Source organism: Gimesia alba, from assembly GCF_007744675.1.
GTDB classification, from domain to species: domain Bacteria; phylum Planctomycetota; class Planctomycetia; order Planctomycetales; family Planctomycetaceae; genus Gimesia; species Gimesia alba.
The window spans coordinates 5,556,123-5,576,644 of the sequence record NZ_CP036269.1; the positions used below are offsets into that span (position 1 = coordinate 5,556,123).

Below are 20,522 nucleotides of genomic sequence, written 5' to 3' on the forward strand. Positions count from 1 at the left end.
TGTTGTAGCAATCATCGACATTTTGATGATTGTACCCATTATCAGATGAATTTCGCGTGAAAGCACGTCGCGCTATTTCACGCCGGGGCCAAAGGGAGAGAATCTCGCGATCATGATTCCGGCGGCCACAGAGGCATTCAGTGAATCCACAAGCCCGGTGGGCGTCAGGCGGCAGACCACATCACACTGTTCCAGTGTGAGACGTCTGAGTCCCTTTTCTTCGTTGCCGATGACCACCATCCAGGGGCGATCCTGATGAAACGTCGAGACATCATCTTCGGCGTGCTCGGAGGTTCCCATCACCCAGACGCCGGATTCTTTTGCATCGGTGATGGCTCTGCTTAAATTTGTTTCCACTGCAAACGGAACCGCTTCCATTCCGCCTGAAGCGACATCGTACACGGTCGCATTCAGTGGAGCCGAACGATCTTTCGTGAGCACAATGCCCCGCACACCAAAAAAGGCAGCCGTACGAAAAATGGCGCCGATGTTGTGCGGGTCCTGAATACAATCCAGCGCCAGCCAGAGACCACTCAGTTCCGTGCCGTCTTCCGATCCTGCAAAGATTTCTCTCAGTGAAGAAGGCGTACGCGGCTTGACCAGCGCAACGGAACCTGCGGTGCGACGCCCCTGCTCTTCCGATTGCTTGCGTTTCATCTTCTGCGGAGCCGACTTCTTGATGACCACGGGAATGCGATGGCTGCGTGCCTCATCGGCGACATCCCCCCAGTTCCCCTGTGCGGAACCCGCTGAAAGCCGAATCTCTGTGACATCGATGGGCCGCGATTGCAGCGCAGCCAGAACACTATGAGGATTTTTCAACTCCAGAGCCACAGAATTCACTTCCTGAGTCAACAACGGGAACGAATAAGAAGAACGGCAATCGCCGGGTAGAAGGCAAAGGGTAGAGTCTCTTTACGGCAGTTTCAAGGAGTGCGCGTCTCAGAATGTTTGTTCTGTGCGAGTTTTTCCTGTGCATACTCGGCCAGATCTGAGGTATTAATGCGATTCATGCCTACAGCAGTATCGTTCAAATCAGAAAGCAGATGCTCCTGGTCGACACTCATCTTCACAGGCAGCCTGACGGTAAATTTACTCCCGCGGCCGAACTCACTTTCCAGAAAGACTTCGCCGTCCAGTAACTTCGAAAGCTCGCGAATGATGGAAAGCCCTAAGCCGGTCCCTTCATAGGAACGGGTTAACGCGTCTCTTGATTCAGGAGACGACTTGCCCTGGCGGAATTTTTCGAAGATGTGTTCCTGCTCATCCAGGGGAATCCCGATGCCGGTATCTTCCACAACCAGTTCCATCATATCAGGATCATCTTCACAGAGAGTTGCGGCAACATGAACGCGACCCCCTTCGGGCGTAAATTTGATCGCGTTGGAAATCAGGTTATTCAGGATCTGCTGAATCTTAACGGAATCCTGAAAGAGGATCGGAATTTTCGGGTCGATTTCCGAAGTGACTTCAATGTTTTTCTTATCGGCCAGAGGCAGCATCGTGCCGACCCGGCGTTCAATCAGATCGGCAATGGCAATTTCAGAAAGCTGCAATTCCATCTTGCCGCTCTCGATCTTGGCGAGATCCAAAACATCATTGATTTGGGCGAGCAGATTTTTGCCAGACATTTGAATGTTGGCCACGTAGCGTTTCTGTTTCTCTCCCAGATCTTTGGAGTTCGCCAGCAAATCACTGAAACCCAGAATACTATTAAGCGGCGTGCGCAGCTCATGGCTCATCGTCGCCAGAAACTCGTCTTTGAGTTTGTTCATTTCATACAGCCGCAAGTTGACCTGCGCCAGTTCATCGACCTTGGTATCCAGGTCGGTATTCACAGTTCGCAATTCTTCCTGCACGGTGACGAGGTGCCGCAACATGCGGTTGAACGCGTAACTCAGTTCTTCGAATTCATCTCCCGTGCGAATGTCGGCTCTTAAGTCGAGGTTTCCGTGGGCAATTTCGTCACTGACATCTTTTAAGTGCAAGACCGGTTTCACGATCACATATCGTACAATCGCATAGGCAGCCAGCATCGCCAGAAAGGCGGTCACGATCGCGGAAGCGAGGTTGATCGCTTTGTTCCAGTTCAACGCCTGCTCTACCTTCTGAGAGGGAAAGCGGATATTAACAATCCCGATCAGACCGCCGAGCTGTAAATTCGGATCGTCGTGCAGTCGGTGACAGTCGACGCAGGACTCCGAAGCATAGATCGCGCTGTAATACTGAAATCGTCCCTCAGTCTCATCCTGATAAAAGATTTCCGTCTCGCCTTCTTTGATGCGTTCCAGCGCTTCGTAACCGGCACTGTCAATCGGACGCTCATTGGAATCGGCATCAGAGGGATTGGGTTTAAACACGGCCCAACTGTAATCGCCGAGATCTTTTGATTTTACTGACTGAACGATTTTCTCAATCAGGTCTTTGTAATTCTTATCGTTCTCAGACCACTTCCAATGCTTTTCCAGAATAATGGGCGCCACTAGTAAACGGGCAGACGTGATATTCTGGTCGTCGAGCACCTGGTTGTTCAACCAGGTATTCAATGAAAAACTGGCGGTAATCAGTACCATTAAACCGCCGCCAAACAGAAAACGACACTTCCGTTCGAGGTTGGTTTCGCCCAACAGTTTTTTGAAAGCACGGTACGACATGAAGTTCCATCAACCAATGGATCAGAAAGAGAGCAGGGACTTGCGCCTGATACCCTTTGATCTTAAGCCATAAGCGTCGGAATAGAAAAGCATGATTCTGAGAATCTCACTGCAATTCATTGAAATTTGTCAGATTTCATATTGGCAGGAACGTTCACCAGAGCCACTCCTGTCTCTATCTTAAATCGCCAGCGAAGAACACTATTGTTGGACCACCTGACAACAGGGGCAGTAAAACGTAGAACGTTGTGCCTGAACGATGCGCACAATTTCTGCCCCTTTGCAGGATCCGCATCTCTCTCCTTCGCGACTGTAGACTCGATGCTGATTCTGATAGCTGCCGGATTGATTCAAGGCGTTCCGGTACGTCCCATCTCCCAGCGTCGAACCTTCATAGCGAATGGCGGTTTTGAGAATGCGTTTGATGGCTTGATGCATCGTCTTAATTTCTGAATCTGTTAATTGATTTGCGGTGCGTTCGGGGTGAATTCGGCTCACATGCAGGATTTCGCTGGCGTACAGATTTCCAATGCCGGCGACCAGTTTCTGGTCCAATAACGCGACTTTGATCGCACGGCTGGTTGCCGCACAACGCTGCTTGAGCTCCTTCAACGTGATCAGCAGGGCATCGGGACCCAGTTTTTCTGGTCCTAATGCGGTTTTTAATTCCGCTTTGCGATAGAGCCGCACCGTTCCGAGACCGCGGCGATCCCAGAACCAGAGTGAGTGCTGGGAACGCCCTTTTTTCAATCGCCACTCCAGGCGCAAGTGTTCTACATCGGGCGGGTCCGATAGTAGCATCAGTCCAGTCATCCGAGGTTCGATGACGAAGGAGCTCTCATTTTCCAGATCGAGGATGACCCGTTTGGCAAGTCGTCTGACGGCGATCACTGTTTGATTTAAAGCCCTTGTCTGCATGGTTTTAAAGCTAGGAGTCATCGTCAGCGGTTTACAGGAACAGGGGCATTTTCGAAATTCAGTGATCTGACGGCCTTCGACCGCCTCGCGAATGCCGCGAACCATTGTTTCGACTTCAGGTAGCTCTGGCACGGATATTCTCTCTGTATCAATCAAAGGTTTTGGACGGCGTAACAGATTTTGAACGATGTGTTTCTATTCTACTACTTGTAACTGTTCTCTGGATCTCGGAGCTGAGCTGAAATAGGAAGGCCAAGAAATTTAAGATTACGCTTGACGTTGGGGCAAAGTTGGACGATCCTAGACCTAAAGTCTATAACTTCCCGATCTTGCAGAAAGTATACATACGAACCGCAAGATAGTCCGTTAGTCATAAGTGCCCAATCGGAGAGCGTCCATGCGCCCTAAAAACCCTCGAGTAGGCTCCAGTGTTGTTTCAGTTCTGGCAACAGTCGCCTGTTTATCTATCGTTCTGGCAGTCACCTTTTATCTGGTCAAACCACGACCGGCTGTGACTGTAGAAAACACTCCGGAACAAATTCAAGCTCCAGAAGAATCGCCGATTGTTCTGGAAGAACAAGAAACAGTGACTGTGGTTCCTGAAGTGCAGACGGAACCTGTCGTCGAAACACCGCGCGTCGCTCCTGAAGAACAGGTCGCCGCTCATTTAGAAGCCGGTGAATTCGGTCAGGCCATTGAAGTGGCTGAAACGGTTGAGAACCTTCACCAACGGACACAACTGTTGCGAATGGTTGTCGAAGCTCAACTGAACTCGGGTGACTTTGTCGCCGCCCTGGGAACCATCAATCGGATTCCACTGGCAGAAGAACGCACGAAAGCCATGGGCGAACGCACCAAAGCCATGTCAATGGCCGGGGGATCACAGCTGGCTGACTTTACTCAGCTGATTGAACTGATTCAGACACAGACATCAGGACTTTGGGAAGACACCGGTGAAGGTGAAGGATCGATCCGACAGTTTGACAGTGGGGTGCGCGTTGATCCCAACGGTCTGCTGCACCACATCAGCAAACAGGAACTCAACGGTCGATTGGCGGCTCTGGGAATTAAAGCCCGTGAAGCCGACCTGAATCAAAACGTGGCTCAGAACAGTCAACTGCGTCTTGTTTCGCTGACCCGTCTGGAAAAAGAAGTCCAGCAGCTGATTGAAGAAGGACGTTCTCCTGTCGAAACGATGAAGATGCTGGCAGGACTGACGAAAGTTGAATACGTATTTGTTTATCCGGAAGAAAACGAAGTTGTCGTTGCCGGTCCGGCAGAAGCTTGGATCTACAACGAACAGGGACTGGCAGTCGGCGTGGAAAGCGGCCGCCCTGTCCTGCAGCTGGACGACCTCGTGACTGTCCTGCGTACGTTCTCGAATCAAGGTGAAGAAATCTTCGGCTGTTCTTTTGACCCTCGTCCTGAAGGACTGGCCCGCGTCAAAGAATTCGTCGCTCAGTCCAATGCACGCGGCCCGCTGCGTGCCGGAGCCGGCGTTCGCAGCTGGACTCGTCAACTGAAAGAAAAGCTCGGCGTGCAGGACATCACCCTGTACGGCGTTCCTAATACCTCACGCGTCGCCCGCGTCCTGATCGAAGCCGACTACCGCATGAAGCTGATCGGCATCGGAAAAATGGATGCTGGCGAAAATATCCCCAGCTACTTTGATCTGCTGGCAAAAGAGAACAACAAAGGAGCACAAAACCTGGAAGCCCTCCGCTGGTGGTTGACCATGAAGTACGATTCCGTCCTGCACAACGCCGAACGGACCGCGTATCAGGTGGTTGGTTCCTCCGTTCTGTGTCAGTCTGAAAATCAGATCGTAACCAAAGAAGGTCAACGGCTGCAGACTGGTCAGGCTGAAAAGCTGAACCGGGAATTCGCTGCCAATTTCACAAAACACTATCAGGAACTGGCACAACAGGATCTGGTATATGCCGACCTGCAGAACATTTTTGACCTGGCTCTCGTAGCTGCTCTGATGCGGAATGAACAACTGGCTGATCGTGCCGACTGGGAAATGACCGCGTTCGCTTCTAACGGTGCTTATCATCCTGCTGAATTCGAACCGGCTCACACCGTCGAAACCGTTGTGAATCACCGGGTGTTCAACGGCAAAGACGTTGTCGTTCAGGTCGCAGGCGGCGTTCGCGTCGATACTGGCTCGGTTGTCAAAAACCAGAACAACCTGAAAGTCTCACCGAAAGTCGGCGCTGTCTCCACGCAATCCAAGGCTCCTGCATTGCCCGTAGGTCGCTGGTGGTGGGATCTGGCTAACTAATACCCTGATTGAATTCAATCAGACGACATAAAAAAACCGCGGCCCGTTCATCAGGCCGCGGTTTTTATTTTTGACTGCCGGAAACAGCTCTATTTCACATAGCCTTTGATGCCGATGGGCTTCAAGTTTTGAGGAAAATCACGCGGCTCTGTATGAGCCTGCTGCATGACTTTGGTCAACTCTTTGACCTTTTCCGGATTCTGTTTGGCGAGATTCTTCGTCTCGCCAATGTCTTTGCTGAGGTCATACAGTTCGACCGGCTGATTCATGCGATTCTGCACCACTTTCCAGTCGCCCTTCCGCAGGGCACGCGAACGGATTTTATCCTTCGTGTATTCCCAGTAGAGATATTTCTGTTTCTCCTGTGTCCCTTTCCCCAGCAGCGTCGGCAAAAACGAAATGCCATCGATGTCAATGCCTTCCGGCACTTTGGTCCCCGCCACTTGTGCGAAGGTAGGCAGAATATCCCAGAAGCCGATCTGCAGGTCGGACGTTGTTCCCGGTTTGATCTTACCCGGCCAACTGGCGATGAACGGCACCCGCAGGCCCCCTTCGTACATCGTTCCTTTGTGACCGCGTAGTGGTGCATTACCGTTAAAGAAATCGGTCATTTCTTTCCAGGTTCCCCCCTGCCCGCCGTTGTCAGAGGTGAAGATAATCAAAGTATTGTCACGAATGCCCAGTTCTTCCAGCATCGCGACGAGTTCGCCGACATTATCATCCAGACGTGAAACCATACCGGCGAAGGTCGTCAGGCCGTCTTCCGAGCCGATATAGCCGGGACGCGGGTCCAGAATCTGCTTTTTAGGAAACTTCCCGCGATAGGGACGCTCTGATTCTTCCGGCACCACCAGTTCGACGTGCGGAATAATGTAAGGGAGATAGGCGAAGAAGGGGCGCGATTGATTTTTGCGAATGAATTTCATCGCATCTTCGTGCAACAGGTCGTTGATATAGGTGCCCCGCTGATTATTTTCGTTTTCCGGCAGCATCCGTTTTTCATTGTTGTGCCAGATCCAGAAGGGATAATAAAAGTGAGCATGCACCTGCAGTAATTGACCGGTGAAGGTATCAAAGCCCTTCTTCAGAGGCTGTCCAGGCGTTCCTGCATAACCCAGGCCCCACTTGCCGAACATGCCCGTCGCATAGCCGGCTGCTTTCAACACTTCGGCTACGGTTTTGTCTTCTTCATACAACAGCTGATTTAGATCGTTGGCACGAACGGCGGTATGCCCCGTGTGTTGCCCCGTCATCAACACGCTCCGCGAAGGCTGACACACCATACAACCTGCATATGCCTGGGTGAATTTCATTCCGTCTGCCGCCAGCTTGTCGATGTGCGGCGTTTTGATTTTCGTCTGACCATAACAACCGAGTTCGGCGTAACCGAGATCATCTGCCATGATAAAAATAATGTTGGGTTTTTGTTCTGCCGCCTCGGAGACTGGGGAATAATACCCGGCCAGACAGCACAACAGGGTTGCAAGAAAAACGAATCGTAAAAGCATATGCCAGAACCTTTCCTGTTTTGTGTTGGAGTCGCTTTTTGAAAAATTTACACGCGGATCATGTTTTCAGAAATCATTTTTAAAAAACGTTTTAGATTGGGGTTGACCGAATCAGATTGAAAATTTATTCTCCCCGCACCATCAGCAATCACGCTGATTGACAAACTTCGAAAAAACAATTCCTGATAACATCACACCTCAGATTGACAGTTATCAATTCCTTTTTCAACCTTCAAGCAAATACCGGTGTCCGTTGAGCGATTTTATTCTCTCAATGGAAAGATCGAATGCCCAAAGCACGGAAGCTGCGGCATCGATCTTTTGAAGCAGTTAAAGCAATCTGTCAGCTGGCTCGAATCAATCAAGAAACAGAAAATACAAAGGCGAACAATCGCCTCCCGGAAGTAGTACAAGTCCTTCCCCCCCCTGGGCTACTGCTTCCGGGAATTTTTATGCGCATAGCCCGACGGAAGCATCTCTATTGTCTTAGATGCTTCCGCGGCTTGCTTTTTTGCTTTACCCTTCGCCGGGGAATCCATCCATCTTGCCGATGACCACGATACCCGATTCCGAAACGGTAAACCCACGTTTCTTATCCTGCTCCAGGTCATAGCCAATTTCGCAATTCTTGGGGATGGAGACGCCCTTATCGATAATGGCGTTCCGAATTTTGGCATGACGGCCGACATTGACGCCGGAGAACAAAATCGAATTATCGACTTCCGCCCAACTGTTCACGCGCACGTTGGTCGAAATAATCGACTGACTGACACGGCCTCCCGAGATAATCGACCCCGGGCAAACCGTACTGTCCACCGCCTGCCCTACGCGAGGCTTAGAACCTTCGCTCTGGGCAAACACAAACTTAGGAGGTGGTTCCGGCGGCTGGTAGGAACGAATGGGCCACGTATTGTCATACAGGTTTAATTGCGGGTGGACCGAGACCAGGTCCATATTCGCCTCGTAAAAGGCGTCAATCGTTCCCACATCTCTCCAATAATGCCCGTCGCCCGTATTTTTATCCTGAAAGGGATACGCGCGGACCAGATGATCATCAATGATGGAGGGAATAATATTCTTTCCGAAATCGTGCGAACTGTCTAACTGAGTCGCATCGTAGCAGAGACGCTCAAACAGGAAATTCGTGTTGAAGACATAAATTCCCATCGACGCCAGACTTTTATCGGGATGATTGGGCATCGGTGCGGGTGAAACCGGCTTTTCTTCAAACTTGACGACCCGCATATCCTCATCAACGCCCATCACACCGAACTGAGTCGCCTCGGTACGATCGACGGGAATACAGCCGATGGTGACTTCCGCCCCCGATTCCTTATGGTCCCGAATCAGCTTGGAATAATCCATTTTGTAGATGTGATCGCCGGAGAGAATCAAAATATGTTCCGAGCGGGCCCGTTCGATGGTGTAAATATTCTGGTAGACGGCATCAGCGGTTCCCTGATACCACTGCTCATCAATCCGCTGTTGCGGCGGCAGAACATCAATAAATTCATTCAGCTCGCGGCAGAGAAACCGCCAGCCCAAATTGATATGACGGTCCAGACTGGCTGCTTTATATTGCGTCAGAATCAGAATCCGACGTAAACCACTGTTAATACAGTTGGAAAGAGTGAAATCGATAATCCGATATCCGCCTCCAAACGGAACCGCAGGCTTCGCCCGATCCCGGGTGAGCGGCTCCAGACGCGTCCCTTTACCGCCGGCCAGAACCAAAGCCAATACATTTCGCATTCTTGCTCCCTCCTTAAATATGGAACACGATCTCAGCAGGCTCATTCCTTCGCCTGCGATCACGATTCGTAAATGAATATTGTATGATCTCTATGTTGTAGCATGCTCCGGCAATGAAAGGAATTCTAAAAATCCCGGTTTTGAAGAAGTTGTATTTTCTGTTCCCTAAAAACCGGATGCCCGGCTCTGAAACAGACTACCTGAATTCCTGAACGGCTTTTGCAAATTGATGAACTTCGAATTGTTTTCATGGTTCTAACTTCTCTCCGAGAATTGATCGATTTATAATCCGAGGTGTTACACTCTCACCTTTGATTCCGGAGAACGCATCCATGAGTACTTCTGACGAAAAACTCACCAAATCTTTTTACGATCGTATCAGTCATTCCTATGACTTAATCGCCGACTCCAACGAGCACGTGGCTCGCGAAAAGGGTCTGAAAGCACTGGCGATTCAAGAAGGTGAGACCGTTCTGGAAATCGGTTACGGCACCGGCCACTCCCTGGTGGCGCTGGCCGAAGCGGTCGGAGCATCGGGCAAAGTCTATGGAGTTGATATCTCGGACGGGATGAAAAAGGTCTCTGAAAAGCGAGTCGCGGAAGCGGGGCTGGCCGATCGCGTCGAACTCTCTGTCGCAATAACGCCGCCCCTCCCGTTCGACGAGAACACGTTTGATGTCGTCAGTATGAGCTTTACCCTGGAACTGTTCCCGCTGGAGACGATTCCGGAAGTGCTTAAGGAAATCCGACGCGTGCTGAAACCGGAAGGACGACTGGGCGTGGTTTCGATGGCATTGCCTAAAGAGGGAGAAAAAGACAGCGTTCTGGAAAAGACCTACAAGTGGATGCATCAGCACTTCCCGCATATTGTCGACTGCCAGCCCATCAATGCCGTTGGTTTGCTGAAAGATGCCGGTTTCGAGATCAAGTCGGAACAGACGCTGGATATCTGGACCATGCCAGTGGCGGCTCTGGTCGGCCAATCACCGGACTGATCCGGAGTAGCACTTCTTTTCAGAATCAGCCTTTTCGGGAACCCGACAAGCTATGTCTTCAGATCAACCAGAGCCAGTGGCTGAATCGACGGAACGCTACCTGCAAAAGCTGAGCCTGTGGGACACGGTCAACATCATCATCGGAATTGTGATCGGCGTTTCGATCTTCAAAGTGCCGAGCGCGGTATTCAGTTTTGCCGGATCCATCGAAGCGGGCTTTGTCGTCTGGGGACTGGGAGGCCTCCTGATGCTGGCCGGCGCACTCTGTTATTCCGAACTGGCGTCTGCGATCCCTGAAACGGGGGGAGACTATGTCTTTCTCTCGCGCACATACGGCAGCGGAACCGGTTTTCTGTTTGGCTGGGCACAGTTCATCGTGATCAACCCGGCCAATATCGGCATCATGTCGTATGTCTTCGCAGACTACGCGGTTTCGTTTTTACTTTTACAAGGGCCAAATTCCGAGGTCTACAACAGTTGGATGGTAATGCTGGCTTGTTTCTCGGTCTGCATCCTGATTGGCTTAAACCTGCTGGGGCTGGTCGTTGGTAAATGGGCGCAGAATATTCTGACGCTGGCGAAAGTTATCGGGCTGGCCGCGATCGCCGGAGCCGGCATCTACCTCGGCATAACAAACACCACACCAGCGCCCGAAGCAGTCGTCGGCGAGTCGAGTTCCGGAGCCAACCTGGGTCTGGCGATGGTTTTCGTGTTGTATGCGTTTGGCGGCTGGAATGACGCCGCGTTCGTGGCTGCGGAAGTCAAAGAGCCGGGCCGAAATATTCCGCGGGCACTGATGGTCGGCACGATCGGCATCCTGGTGATTTATCTGCTGATCAACGCTGCGTACCTGTTCGGGCTGGGTTATCAGGGTCTGCTCGATTCCCCCACACCGGCCGCCACTCTGCTGGGAAATGCCTGGGGAGATCCAGGACAGAAAATGATCAGCGTGATCATCATGATTTCCTCTCTGGGCGCAATCAACGGCTTGATCCTGACCGGTTCGCGGGTGAATGTGCGTCTGGGAATGGATCATCGGTTTTTCGCGATGCTGGCACGGTGGAATCATCGCGTGAACGCCCCGATATACTCACTACTCACGCAGGGGTTGATTTCGGTTGCCATGATTGTTCTGGTTGGCACCGGTGCCGGCCAGAGTCTGCTGGAACTCCCCTTCAAACTGTTGAACTGGGATATCATCGACTGGAAAATGTATGGGGGCGGCTTTGAAACCCTGCTGGCGGCGACCGCGCCCCTGTTCTGGATTTTCTTCCTGCTGACGGGGCTGAGTCTGATTCTGCTGCGGTTCAAACTCCCGCATCTGAACCGCCCGTTTCGCGTGCCCCTCTACCCTATCACGCCGCTGCTGTTTTGCGGCACCTCGATTTACATGCTGTATTCCAGCCTGATGTATGCCTGGGGACTGACGCTCTTGGGAGTGATCCCCATTCTGATCGGCATACCTCTGTACTGGATGAGCCGCAACAAGCAGTCAGACGTTCCCAATTAGCCGCAGGGCGTTAGCCCCGGTTCCTTCCCATTCCATTTTTGACTGCACATGTTGATGTCTTTCTTTTCCCGGGACTCATTCGAATAAAGCAACACTAACTGGCATGCAAACGCATCATTGCGTAAACTGAATGTCCATCGAAACTGAAACCCACCCCGGTCTTTTATTACTGGATTACAACCATGAAATCACGCGCCGCTTTGATTGCCCTCGCCCTCCTGTTTCTGATACAGACGCTGATCTGTCCTGTCGCTGCGGAAGAAACCAAAATAATTGCACCGCTGGAACTGCCGAAAGTCGATGCTTCGTTTCAGCCGCCCTATTATAGCACGACCTACGAACAGCCCACCGATCCGAAAGAAGGGCAGCTGCAGATTGGCGTGACTTATACGCTGTGGATTCCCGAAGGTCTCAAAGAAGTCCGCGGGATTATCGTGCATCAGCACGGCTGTGGTTCAGGATCCTGTACGGGGAGTGTGACCGCGGCCCACGATCTACACTGGCAGGAACTGGCGCGAAAAAACAACTGTGCCCTGCTCGGCCCCAGCTTTCATCAGGCCAAAGAACAAAACTGCCGCCTGTGGTGTGATCCTCGGAACGGCTCGAACAAAGTCTTTATCGAATCGCTGAAAAAACTGGCGAAGCTCTCCGGTCACCCTGAAGTCGCAACGGCTCCCTGGTGTCTGTGGGGGCATTCGGGGGGCGGGTTCTGGTCGAGCCTGATGCAGATGCAATACCCCGAACGGATTGTCGCAATCTGGTTTCAGTCGGGAACCGCCTTTGGCTACTGGACCAAGGGAGAAATCCCAGCTCCGGAAATTCCCGAAGCAGCGATGCAAATTCCAATGATGGCCAATCCCGGCCTGAAAGAAAAAGGCCACGAACGCTTCCGCCGCGCCTGGGATGGCAGCCTGGCGATGTTTAAAGCCTACCGCGCTAAAGGCGCCCCGATCGGCTTTGCCCCCGATCCTAAAACAGGACACGAAACCGGTGACTCGCGTTATCTGGCGATCCCCTTCTTTAACGCCTGCCTGCAAATGCGTCTGCCGGAGAAAGTGGGCGCGCCTTTGAAAACCGTCAAAGTCAGCGATGGCTGGCTGGCGCCGCTGAACAGCGAAGAGACGCCGGTTCCTTTTGCGGAATACAAGGGAGACAAAGCGACCGCCGTCTGGCTGCCGAACAAGACCGTCGCGATGGCCTGGCTCGACTTCGTCAAAACGGGTGCCACCAAAGACACCACGCCGCCACCGGCACCGACCAACGTCAAAGTCGATTCTTCCACGGGCACCATCACTTGGACCGCACCAACCGACTTCGAAAGCGGCATTCAATCATTCGTAATTGAACGGGACGGCAACCAGATCGGCCAGCTTCCCGAAAAGCCAACCAACCGTTTCGGCCGCCCGCTGTTTCAGGGGATGAGCTACGGGGATACGCCGGTGCTGCCGCTGTTGAAATTCCAGTTCGTCGACAAGACGGCGGAAAACGGAAAGCAGTACCAGTATCGTGTGAAAGCGGTCAATACAGCGGGACTGCAATCGAAGTAGTTTTGTGGCTACCACGAAAGGCACGAAACCACACGAAAACTGATTCTATAAATTGGTAGTAAACTACAAAAAACAGACGAAACTCAAATAAAAAGGGTGGCACTGTTGGCTTGCCCAACAGTGTTTAGAGTGACTCAATTAATTTAATGCTCCCCATACTTATTTATTTGATTGGTTAGTTATTTTGAGTTTGAGTCTCAGACTAAACCTGAAATTGATGCGGGATGCAATCTTGTAAATTGACTCCAGCACGACTGAAAATGGTTTAAAATATAAGGTGAATTTAGTAAGGGACGATTGATATTACACCCACTGTTGGACGAGCCAACAGTGCCACCCAACCGACAAATAACAAAAGCGTTTCGAATTAAAGAAATTGGGATGGCGCGATGTTGTCGTAGAGGCAGTGCCTGTGTGCCTGCCTGGTGACATTCCTTCTCAGATCACTCCTGCAATGGAACCAGAAAAAATCCTGGTACGCTTAAATATTAAACAGAAATTTATTTTTTCATGTCAAATAATAAAGCTTATCAGGAAGCAGAACAGGCCATTCAACAGGCGATCATCGATGAAGAAAAAGAGCTTGACCTGTGTGGTCTGGATCTGACAGAAATCCCGAAATCACTCACAGAACTGACTCAATTGTCTGAACTTGACCTGAGTGGTAACTGTTTGAAATCGTTGCCGGAATCGCTCGGTGCACTCACCCAACTGACAGAACTAAATCTGTGTTTTAATGAATTAGGAATACTCCCCGATTCCCTGGCGAACCTGACGCATCTAAATCGACTGATTCTGTCCTCCAATCATCTAACGTCTGTTCCTGAATCAATCGGAAAACTCAACCGATTAAAGGAACTTTATCTGGGAGGAAACCAGATCTCTGCCCTGCCGGAATGGATTGGCAATTTCTCTGAATTGAAGTGCCTGGAGATAAACGGGAATCAGATCACTGAGCTACCGACAACGATAGGCCAGCTTTCGCAATTAAAATGTCTCTCTCTCAATGAAAATCATCTTACATCACTTCCGGTAGAAATTGGCCAGCTTGGTAATCTGGTAGCTTTGTCTGTCACCGAAAACTTATTGAATTCCTTACCAGACTCAATAGGACTGCTGTCTCATCTGGAGGATTTTCGAGTCTCCGTCAACCACTTGACGATGCTGCCAGAATCGATAGGAGACCTGGCGCGACTAATCGCATTAGACATAGATCGGAATCAGTTCCGTACATTACCGGAATCGCTGGGTCAACTGAGTCAGTTACAGAGCCTTTCTCTGTTTGAAAACCAGTTAACATCTTTGCCAGATTCGTTGGGACAACTCACCCGTTTGAAAGCATTGGCAGCGTCTGTCAATGAATTAACATCATTGCCGGATTCCATCGGTGAACTGCAACAGCTGGAAGAAATGCAAGTAAGCAATAATCAACTATCTGCTTTACCTGACTCCATAGAAAAACTGTCGCGGCTTTATTACATACGTATCGAACAGAATCAGTTTTCAGCTTTTCCAGAAATTCTTTGTCGACTCTCCCAACTGACACACATTTATCTATCCGACAATCAACTGACTTCCCTGCCAGAGACACTCGGTCAATTAACTCAATTATTTCTATTAGATGTCAGTAACAACCAAATCACGGAATTACCTCAATCGTTCGAGAAGCTGGTCGGACTCACTGTGTTGAATCTGGATAATAATCAGTTGAGCGCTTTGCCCGATTCACTCGGTTGTTTCGAAGAGTTATCTGAATTAACCGTATCCAATAACCAACTCACCTCGTTGCCTGATTCTCTGAAAAAACTGAAACAGCTGGAAGAATTGAACACAAAAGGCAATCCTTTGAAATCGCCTTAAGCTTTCCATTCTTGGATTATGCTCTTCTTTCAACTCTTCAAGATTTTCCTACCGGTAAAATCGAAAGCACTTAAAAACGGATTGCAGAGGCTCTCCCATTTGTCGGCCTGCGGTATCGATGTGGAATGCGGAAGGTTGTGCGAAGTTTTCTCTGATTCCCTCGTTCGGCTGGGTGGCACTGTTGGCTCGTCCAACAGTGAGGGTAATATCAATCGTCCCTTACTAAATTCACCTTTTATTTTAAACCATTTTCAGTCGTGCTGGAGTCAATTTACAAGATTGCATCCCGCATCAATTTCAGGTTTAGTCTGAGACTCAAACTCAAAATAACTAACCAATCAAATAAATGAGTGTGGGGAGCATCAAATTAATTGAGTCACTCTAAACACTGTTGGGCAAGCCAACAGTGCCACCCTTTTTTATTTGAGTCTCATCTGTTTTTTGTAGTTTACTACCAATTCACAGAATCATTTTTCGTGCTTTTCGTGTCTTTCGTGGTAGCAAATGAAATGACGTGCCATGTGTTTCGGTTCTGTATGTTTATCTGGGGTCGTCCGAGGGATATCTGGTAGGATTCTCTCTCATGTCATACTCACTGTTGGTAAACCAACAGTCTCACCAGCTTGGGGTCATTTTCCCGTTTCGATGTTGTTTCATCATGACAGGGATTTCGTGATCCCGGATTTGTTCGGTGGATTCTTTTCAACGGCGTGAGGGAGTCAACAGAAAATGGAAATTGTTTGTACGGGAACCTGTGCCGAGCAGCTGTCCATGGAAGACGGGAGACGTCCCAAGTGGCGCAGAAGTGCGCCGAAGTGTGTCGACCCGCATAAGTTTCAGCCCGCGATTTTTTGAAAAATGGCTGAAACCAGCGAGTTTTATAGTACTCATTATCTCAGCATGCCGTTTTTTCACCTGAAACGATGGTGCTCATTCGCGCGCGCGACACACAAGGGAGCAGTTTTCGTTTATGCGGCGCGGCGTCAAGAGCGAGTTTATTCAGTTCCGGAGATATTGATGCACTGGTGTTGGATGTTCCACAAATGCAGAAACCCTAGACACAAATCGATTGCTGGTTCAAAAACGGTGGCTAGCGCCATTCCGCTCATAATTCTATTACTCGCCGGGGTATTTGTCCCAGCGGTAGGCGAGTTTGGAGTTTTTCCAGAAGACTTTGTCGAGAGCCGACTGGCCTTTGTCCTGCAGGTAGTCGACGAGGATTTTCTGCAGCGTGACATAGTCGGCGGCGCGTTCGGAAACGGGCCAGTTACTGCCGAAGATCATGCGGTCGACGCCGATCTGTTTCCAGATCACGTCCAGCGTGGGGCGGTAATAGTCCACGTCGGCGGGAACGTTGTCCGGACGATGACGAGAGGCGCCTTCGACCAGTGCGGAGATTTTAACGAAGACCTGTTTCTGATCGGAAAGGGCTTCCATATAACGTTTCCACTCGGGATCGATTTCCTCTCCCTTGATCACGACGTTGCCGATATGGTCAACGACGATGCGCAGATCGGGAACTTTTTCCGCGAGGCGGCGGGCACCGTCGAGTGTGACGGGACCGCCGTTCAGATCGACCTGCAGTCCCATGTCGGCCATGAGTTTCATGTCATCAATGAACTGGTTCTGAGACAAGCCGGGTTCGAGCAGATTGTAATTAACACGGATGCCTTTATAGATCGGATTTTTCGCAAAGCGTTTGAGATGCGTGCGGAACATGGGATCGCCGGGCGTCAGGCGGCCGACAAAGCCGATGATGACCGGATTCTCTTTCGCCAGATCCAGAATCCACTGGTTGTCTTCGACCAGTTTGCTGGCTTCCACGATCACGGTCGCGTTGACCGGCTGGTACTTTTTCAATTCGATAAAATGTTTCGGGAGGACGGTGCGATACAGAGAAGATCCCTTGCTCGGCCAAGGGACGCCTTCGGGGCGCGTGGGATCGTAGAAATGCGTATGTGTGTCAACAACTTTCGCAGGGAGTTTCACCGGGGGCGTTTTCTCGGCACTCAAACTGATTCCGGTCTGGGCGGCAACCAGACCTGCCGATGCGGTTTTGATAAAGGTACGACGATCGATATTTTGCATGATGCTGTTCCTCTGCGCAGACGATTTCTACTATGACAATGTTGACTATTTTAGAATACCAGATTTTTCACAGTCTGCTAGATCTATCTATCTTTACAATAAAATACCCGATTGGAGGGGGAAATTGAATCGCACTTCCCTTTATGGGCTGTTTTTGCTAATTTTCACGCACTGTGTATCTTTCCTTCGCTCATTTTGAGACAAGTGTTGCCAGGATCGGCAACGAACAAATTCAACGGACTTGATATTGTGATGCCCGAGTCAGATGACCTCAACTCGAGTTTGAATCGTCGTGAACCACTGCCTTCCGAATCGGAGACAGAGGAACGTATTCACAGCGAAATGGAAGAAACCGAGGTTGGATCGTCTCTCGAATCTGACTGGGACAGCGACGATCTGCAAGACGAGATCGAAAGCTTTGATCTCTCGTTCAAATTTGAAGACTTTGCCCCGGTCTGGATGCAGAAACTCAAGTCGCTGTATGGCACCGATCCCGAATGGTCGCTGGCTTCGACAGTTGGTGCGGTAGCCATCATTCTGACCGTACTGCTGTTACTGGCGATGCCCGAGGATCATGTTAAAAACGTGGCTGATGCCATTATTCCCCCTGAACCGGAAGTCGTTGCCAGTCTGCCTGATACGACGTTAATCGACACACGCGTTAGCGTTGAACCGGATGTCTCCTTGCCTGTCGTCGAACTGGAAACAGAGCCGCTGTATGTTTCGTTTGGAGAACTAACCGATGCCTTTTCGGGAATCGCAGCACGTGAAGAAACACCAATGCGACCTGAGCTGCCGACGGCTGCTCCCTCGCTGGTGATGGACGTGCAGAAAATTCTCATTATTGAACGGGAGCTGCTGGACCCGGCGATAGATGATGCGTTTTTTGTAGAAGCACAGCCATCGTCGACGGAAGTGCCTGGTCAGCTTGAGCCATCAGAACGACTGCTGTTTGATCAAAGCTGGCGCCTAATAGATCTGGCCCGCGCAGAGACACAGCCCCAACAGGTCATTCGCCCGACACTGTACCACGAACGCTTTCCCGGCGGAGAACATCTGCAGGTAGGGCAAGAGCAGCCACTCGACCGAAGTCAGCTTGATCGGCTCACACGGGTGAGTGCCCCTCAAGCGGAAGAACAGCTCGATATCGAAATACAAAAACAGGTTCCGCAGCAAGGCACAGTGCAGAACCTGCTGACATATTCCATTCTGGTCACCAACCGGGGGACGAGACCCGCCTATGATGTGCGTGTGGACGAGACCATTTCCCCAGCCGCCAGCCTGGTGGATCTCTCACCGCCGGCGGACGTTGATCAAAATCATCTGCACTGGAAGATTGCGAGACTGGACCCTGATGAAGAACGCGAGCTGCAGGTTAAGGTCTTTCTGGATCAGGCGGGGAGCGTGAAAACGAATTCGGAAATCAAACTGGTTTCGAATGTGGCAAGTTCGACGGAAATCTCGAATCCACAAGTTGAGCTTAAGGTTCAAGTGCCTGAAGTCGTCAGCGAGGGCGATGTCTTCCCACTCGATTTGATCATTCATAATCAGGGACGTCTGAGCCAGGAACAGATCCGATTGGATCTGGATCTGCCGGAAGGACTGGAACACGAGGCAGGACGTCAACTGACGCTGAAGATTGATCAACTGGCAGCCGGTGAATCACGAACGCTACGAGCGCGCGTGAAAGCAGTCAAACCCGGCAATGTGAAATCGCAGGCGCAGCTGGTTTCTCAAGATATTTCGCTGGATGTAGAGGTATGGGACCAGACGATTCTGGCGAAGCAAATTACCCCCAAACCGACACCAGTGCCTCAGCCGAAGAAAACGACTCCGGCCACTCCCCCTGCCCCGGTACAGCCCGGCCCTGTGCAGTCCTGCCCCTGCCAGCCACAGCCGATCTATCTGCCTGTGCTCTATCTGTATCCCTGAGACGGTTCCCGGGAATTCGTTCAGAACAGCTCATAAACTGTACTTGAATTCGCCGAGGCATTCCCGATGATCTTACACAATCGGCGTTTGTAAGATTGCAAGTCCCTTCAATAAGTGAGTAGCATAGAGATGATCCATTTACCGGCTCATGCCGAGGATTTTCTCCCCTTGCCTGAGAGATTCAGATGAATTCATTGCCCCACTGTGCTCGATTCTTATTACTGATGCTGGTGTTCTGTTTCATTGGAATTCCGGCTACCCTGCATGCGGCCGATTCCACGCTGGGCCAGATCACCATCCAAAACGATTCACAGGCGATGGAAAATGAACCGGTGTTTGTGACGCTGCCTGAAACCGGGTTGGCTCAAGACGCGGTTTACCTTGTGGAAACTTCGGGTTCGAATTCACAGAAGATTCCCGCACAGATTGAAAAGCGACCATCGGCGGCAGATCGGCTCTGGTTCATTCCGCCGGGCAAGACAGCCGCTGGGACCAAACGGGTGTTTGATTTAAAAGCGGGGCAACTTGACGTCAAAAACAAGGTCACGATCAAAGATACCGGGAAGGCGTACCAGATGCGGGTCGGAGAGCGTCCGGTTTTAAATTACAACTATAAACACATTCCGGCGCCTGATTCACTCGATCCGCTCTATGGACGCAGTGCCCACATTCATCCGATCTGGACGCCCGGCGGAAAGATTGTCTCTGACGAATTCCCTCCCGATCACGCGCATCAGAGTGGTCAGTTCCTGGCTTATACCAAAGCGGAATTCGAAGGACGGGCGACGAACTTCTGGGAAATCAAAAGTAAAAAAGGCCGCGTTCGTTTTCACAAGCTGATTTCGAAACAGGCAGGTCCCGTCTTTGCAGAATTGAAAGTAGAGCAGGAACACGTGGACCTGACCGGCCCGGAAGAAAAGCCCGCGCTGATTGAAGTGTGGACGATTCGGGTCTGGAATCAGCCTGGTAAAAAGCCGGACTTCTGGTTGTATGATATTACTTCAGAAGCCCGTTGCGCTACGGAGAGTGAACTCAAACTCCCCAAGTACCATTATGGCGGGATGGCGATTCGCGGCGGTCGTGGCTGGTCAAAAGAGAACTGCCGGTTTTTGACATCGAACGGCAAGACGCGCGAGAATGGAAATCACGATCGTTCACGCTGGTGCGATATTTCGGGAACCGTTGATCAGAAAAAAGGCTGGAGCGGATTTACCATTCTGAGTCATCCTTCCAATTTTCGATTTCCTGAGCCGGTACGAATTCACCCTTCGATGCCTTACATGGTGTTTACGCCCAGTGCGCTGGGTGACTGGGGGATTGAACCGGGCAAGCCGAACATCAGCCACTATCGTTTTCTGGTTCACGATGGACAGGCTCATCCGCGCACAGAAACAGTCTGGCAGAATTATGCTCACCCTTCGACCGCCTCGCTCACGTTAAACGCCGAACAGAATTGATTGCGGAAAGTATCAAC

At 50.8% G+C, this 20,522-nt stretch carries 13 protein-coding genes; 7 read left to right on the forward strand and 6 right to left on the reverse strand.

Features of this window, described 5'->3' with window-relative positions; all coding sequences use genetic code 11:
* Window positions 1-72: 72 nt before the first annotated feature.
* The 3 genes from rlmB to mutM all read right to left on the reverse strand — a co-directional run bounded on the left by rlmB (window position 73) and on the right by mutM (window position 3,704).
* Entirely contained in the window at window positions 73-834 is a 762-nt protein-coding gene (rlmB, locus tag Pan241w_RS20730) for a 23S rRNA (guanosine(2251)-2'-O)-methyltransferase RlmB (RefSeq protein WP_145219522.1), read from the reverse strand.
* A gap of 92 nt (window positions 835-926) precedes the next feature.
* The gene (locus Pan241w_RS20735; RefSeq protein ID WP_145219524.1) at window positions 927-2,654 is read right to left on the reverse strand and encodes an ATP-binding protein; all 1,728 of its coding nucleotides are present in this window, start codon (window positions 2,652-2,654) and stop codon (window positions 927-929) included.
* A gap of 201 nt (window positions 2,655-2,855) precedes the next feature.
* On the reverse strand, window positions 2,856-3,704 hold the full coding sequence (gene mutM, locus Pan241w_RS20740; protein ID WP_145219526.1) for a DNA-formamidopyrimidine glycosylase: 849 nt from the start codon (window positions 3,702-3,704) through the stop codon (window positions 2,856-2,858).
* Window positions 3,705-3,969: 265 nt separating this feature from the next.
* Between mutM and Pan241w_RS20745 the strand changes: the two genes are divergently transcribed.
* A complete protein-coding gene (locus Pan241w_RS20745; protein ID WP_145219528.1) occupies window positions 3,970-5,856 on the forward strand; it encodes a DUF1598 domain-containing protein in 1,887 nt (628 codons plus the stop codon).
* 89 nt (window positions 5,857-5,945) lie between these two features.
* Here the strand turns inward: Pan241w_RS20745 and Pan241w_RS20750 are convergent, their stop codons facing one another.
* Entirely contained in the window at window positions 5,946-7,364 is a 1,419-nt protein-coding gene (locus Pan241w_RS20750; protein WP_145219530.1) for an arylsulfatase, read from the reverse strand.
* Between the two features lie 516 nt (window positions 7,365-7,880).
* Window positions 7,881-9,116 carry a glucose-1-phosphate adenylyltransferase gene (gene glgC / locus Pan241w_RS20755; protein ID WP_145219532.1) on the reverse strand — a complete coding sequence of 412 codons (1,236 nt, stop codon included), beginning with the start codon at window positions 9,114-9,116 and terminating at the stop codon, window positions 7,881-7,883.
* A 332-nt stretch (window positions 9,117-9,448) separates the two neighbouring features.
* Here glgC and Pan241w_RS20760 point away from each other — a divergent pair, with 332 nt between their 5' ends.
* The 4 genes from Pan241w_RS20760 (at window position 9,449) to Pan241w_RS20775 (ending at window position 15,028) form a co-directional block, all read left to right on the forward strand.
* Window positions 9,449-10,111 carry a class I SAM-dependent methyltransferase gene (locus Pan241w_RS20760; RefSeq protein ID WP_145219534.1) on the forward strand — a complete coding sequence of 221 codons (663 nt, stop codon included), beginning with the start codon at window positions 9,449-9,451 and terminating at the stop codon, window positions 10,109-10,111.
* A 52-nt stretch (window positions 10,112-10,163) separates the two neighbouring features.
* Entirely contained in the window at window positions 10,164-11,621 is a 1,458-nt protein-coding gene (locus tag Pan241w_RS20765) for an APC family permease (RefSeq protein WP_145219536.1), read from the forward strand.
* Window positions 11,622-11,803: 182 nt separating this feature from the next.
* On the forward strand, window positions 11,804-13,168 hold the full coding sequence (locus Pan241w_RS20770) for a hypothetical protein (protein ID WP_145219538.1): 1,365 nt from the start codon (window positions 11,804-11,806) through the stop codon (window positions 13,166-13,168).
* A 510-nt stretch (window positions 13,169-13,678) separates the two neighbouring features.
* Window positions 13,679-15,028, forward strand: coding sequence for a leucine-rich repeat domain-containing protein (locus Pan241w_RS20775; protein WP_145219540.1), 1,350 nt, complete (start codon window positions 13,679-13,681; stop codon window positions 15,026-15,028).
* 1,116 nt (window positions 15,029-16,144) lie between these two features.
* Here Pan241w_RS20775 and Pan241w_RS20780 read toward each other — a convergent pair.
* Window positions 16,145-17,116 (reverse strand): amidohydrolase family protein, encoded by a 972-nt coding sequence (locus tag Pan241w_RS20780; protein WP_145219542.1) that lies wholly within the window; start codon window positions 17,114-17,116, stop codon window positions 16,145-16,147.
* Between the two features lie 252 nt (window positions 17,117-17,368).
* On the opposite strand from Pan241w_RS20780, the gene Pan241w_RS20785 reads away from it, so the two are divergent.
* Both Pan241w_RS20785 and Pan241w_RS20790 read left to right on the forward strand, forming a co-directional pair.
* On the forward strand, window positions 17,369-19,048 hold the full coding sequence (locus Pan241w_RS20785) for a COG1470 family protein (RefSeq protein ID WP_145219544.1): 1,680 nt from the start codon (window positions 17,369-17,371) through the stop codon (window positions 19,046-19,048).
* A gap of 185 nt (window positions 19,049-19,233) precedes the next feature.
* A complete protein-coding gene (locus tag Pan241w_RS20790; RefSeq protein WP_145219546.1) occupies window positions 19,234-20,505 on the forward strand; it encodes a DUF6807 domain-containing protein in 1,272 nt (423 codons plus the stop codon).
* The last annotated feature ends 17 nt before the right edge of the window (window positions 20,506-20,522 follow it).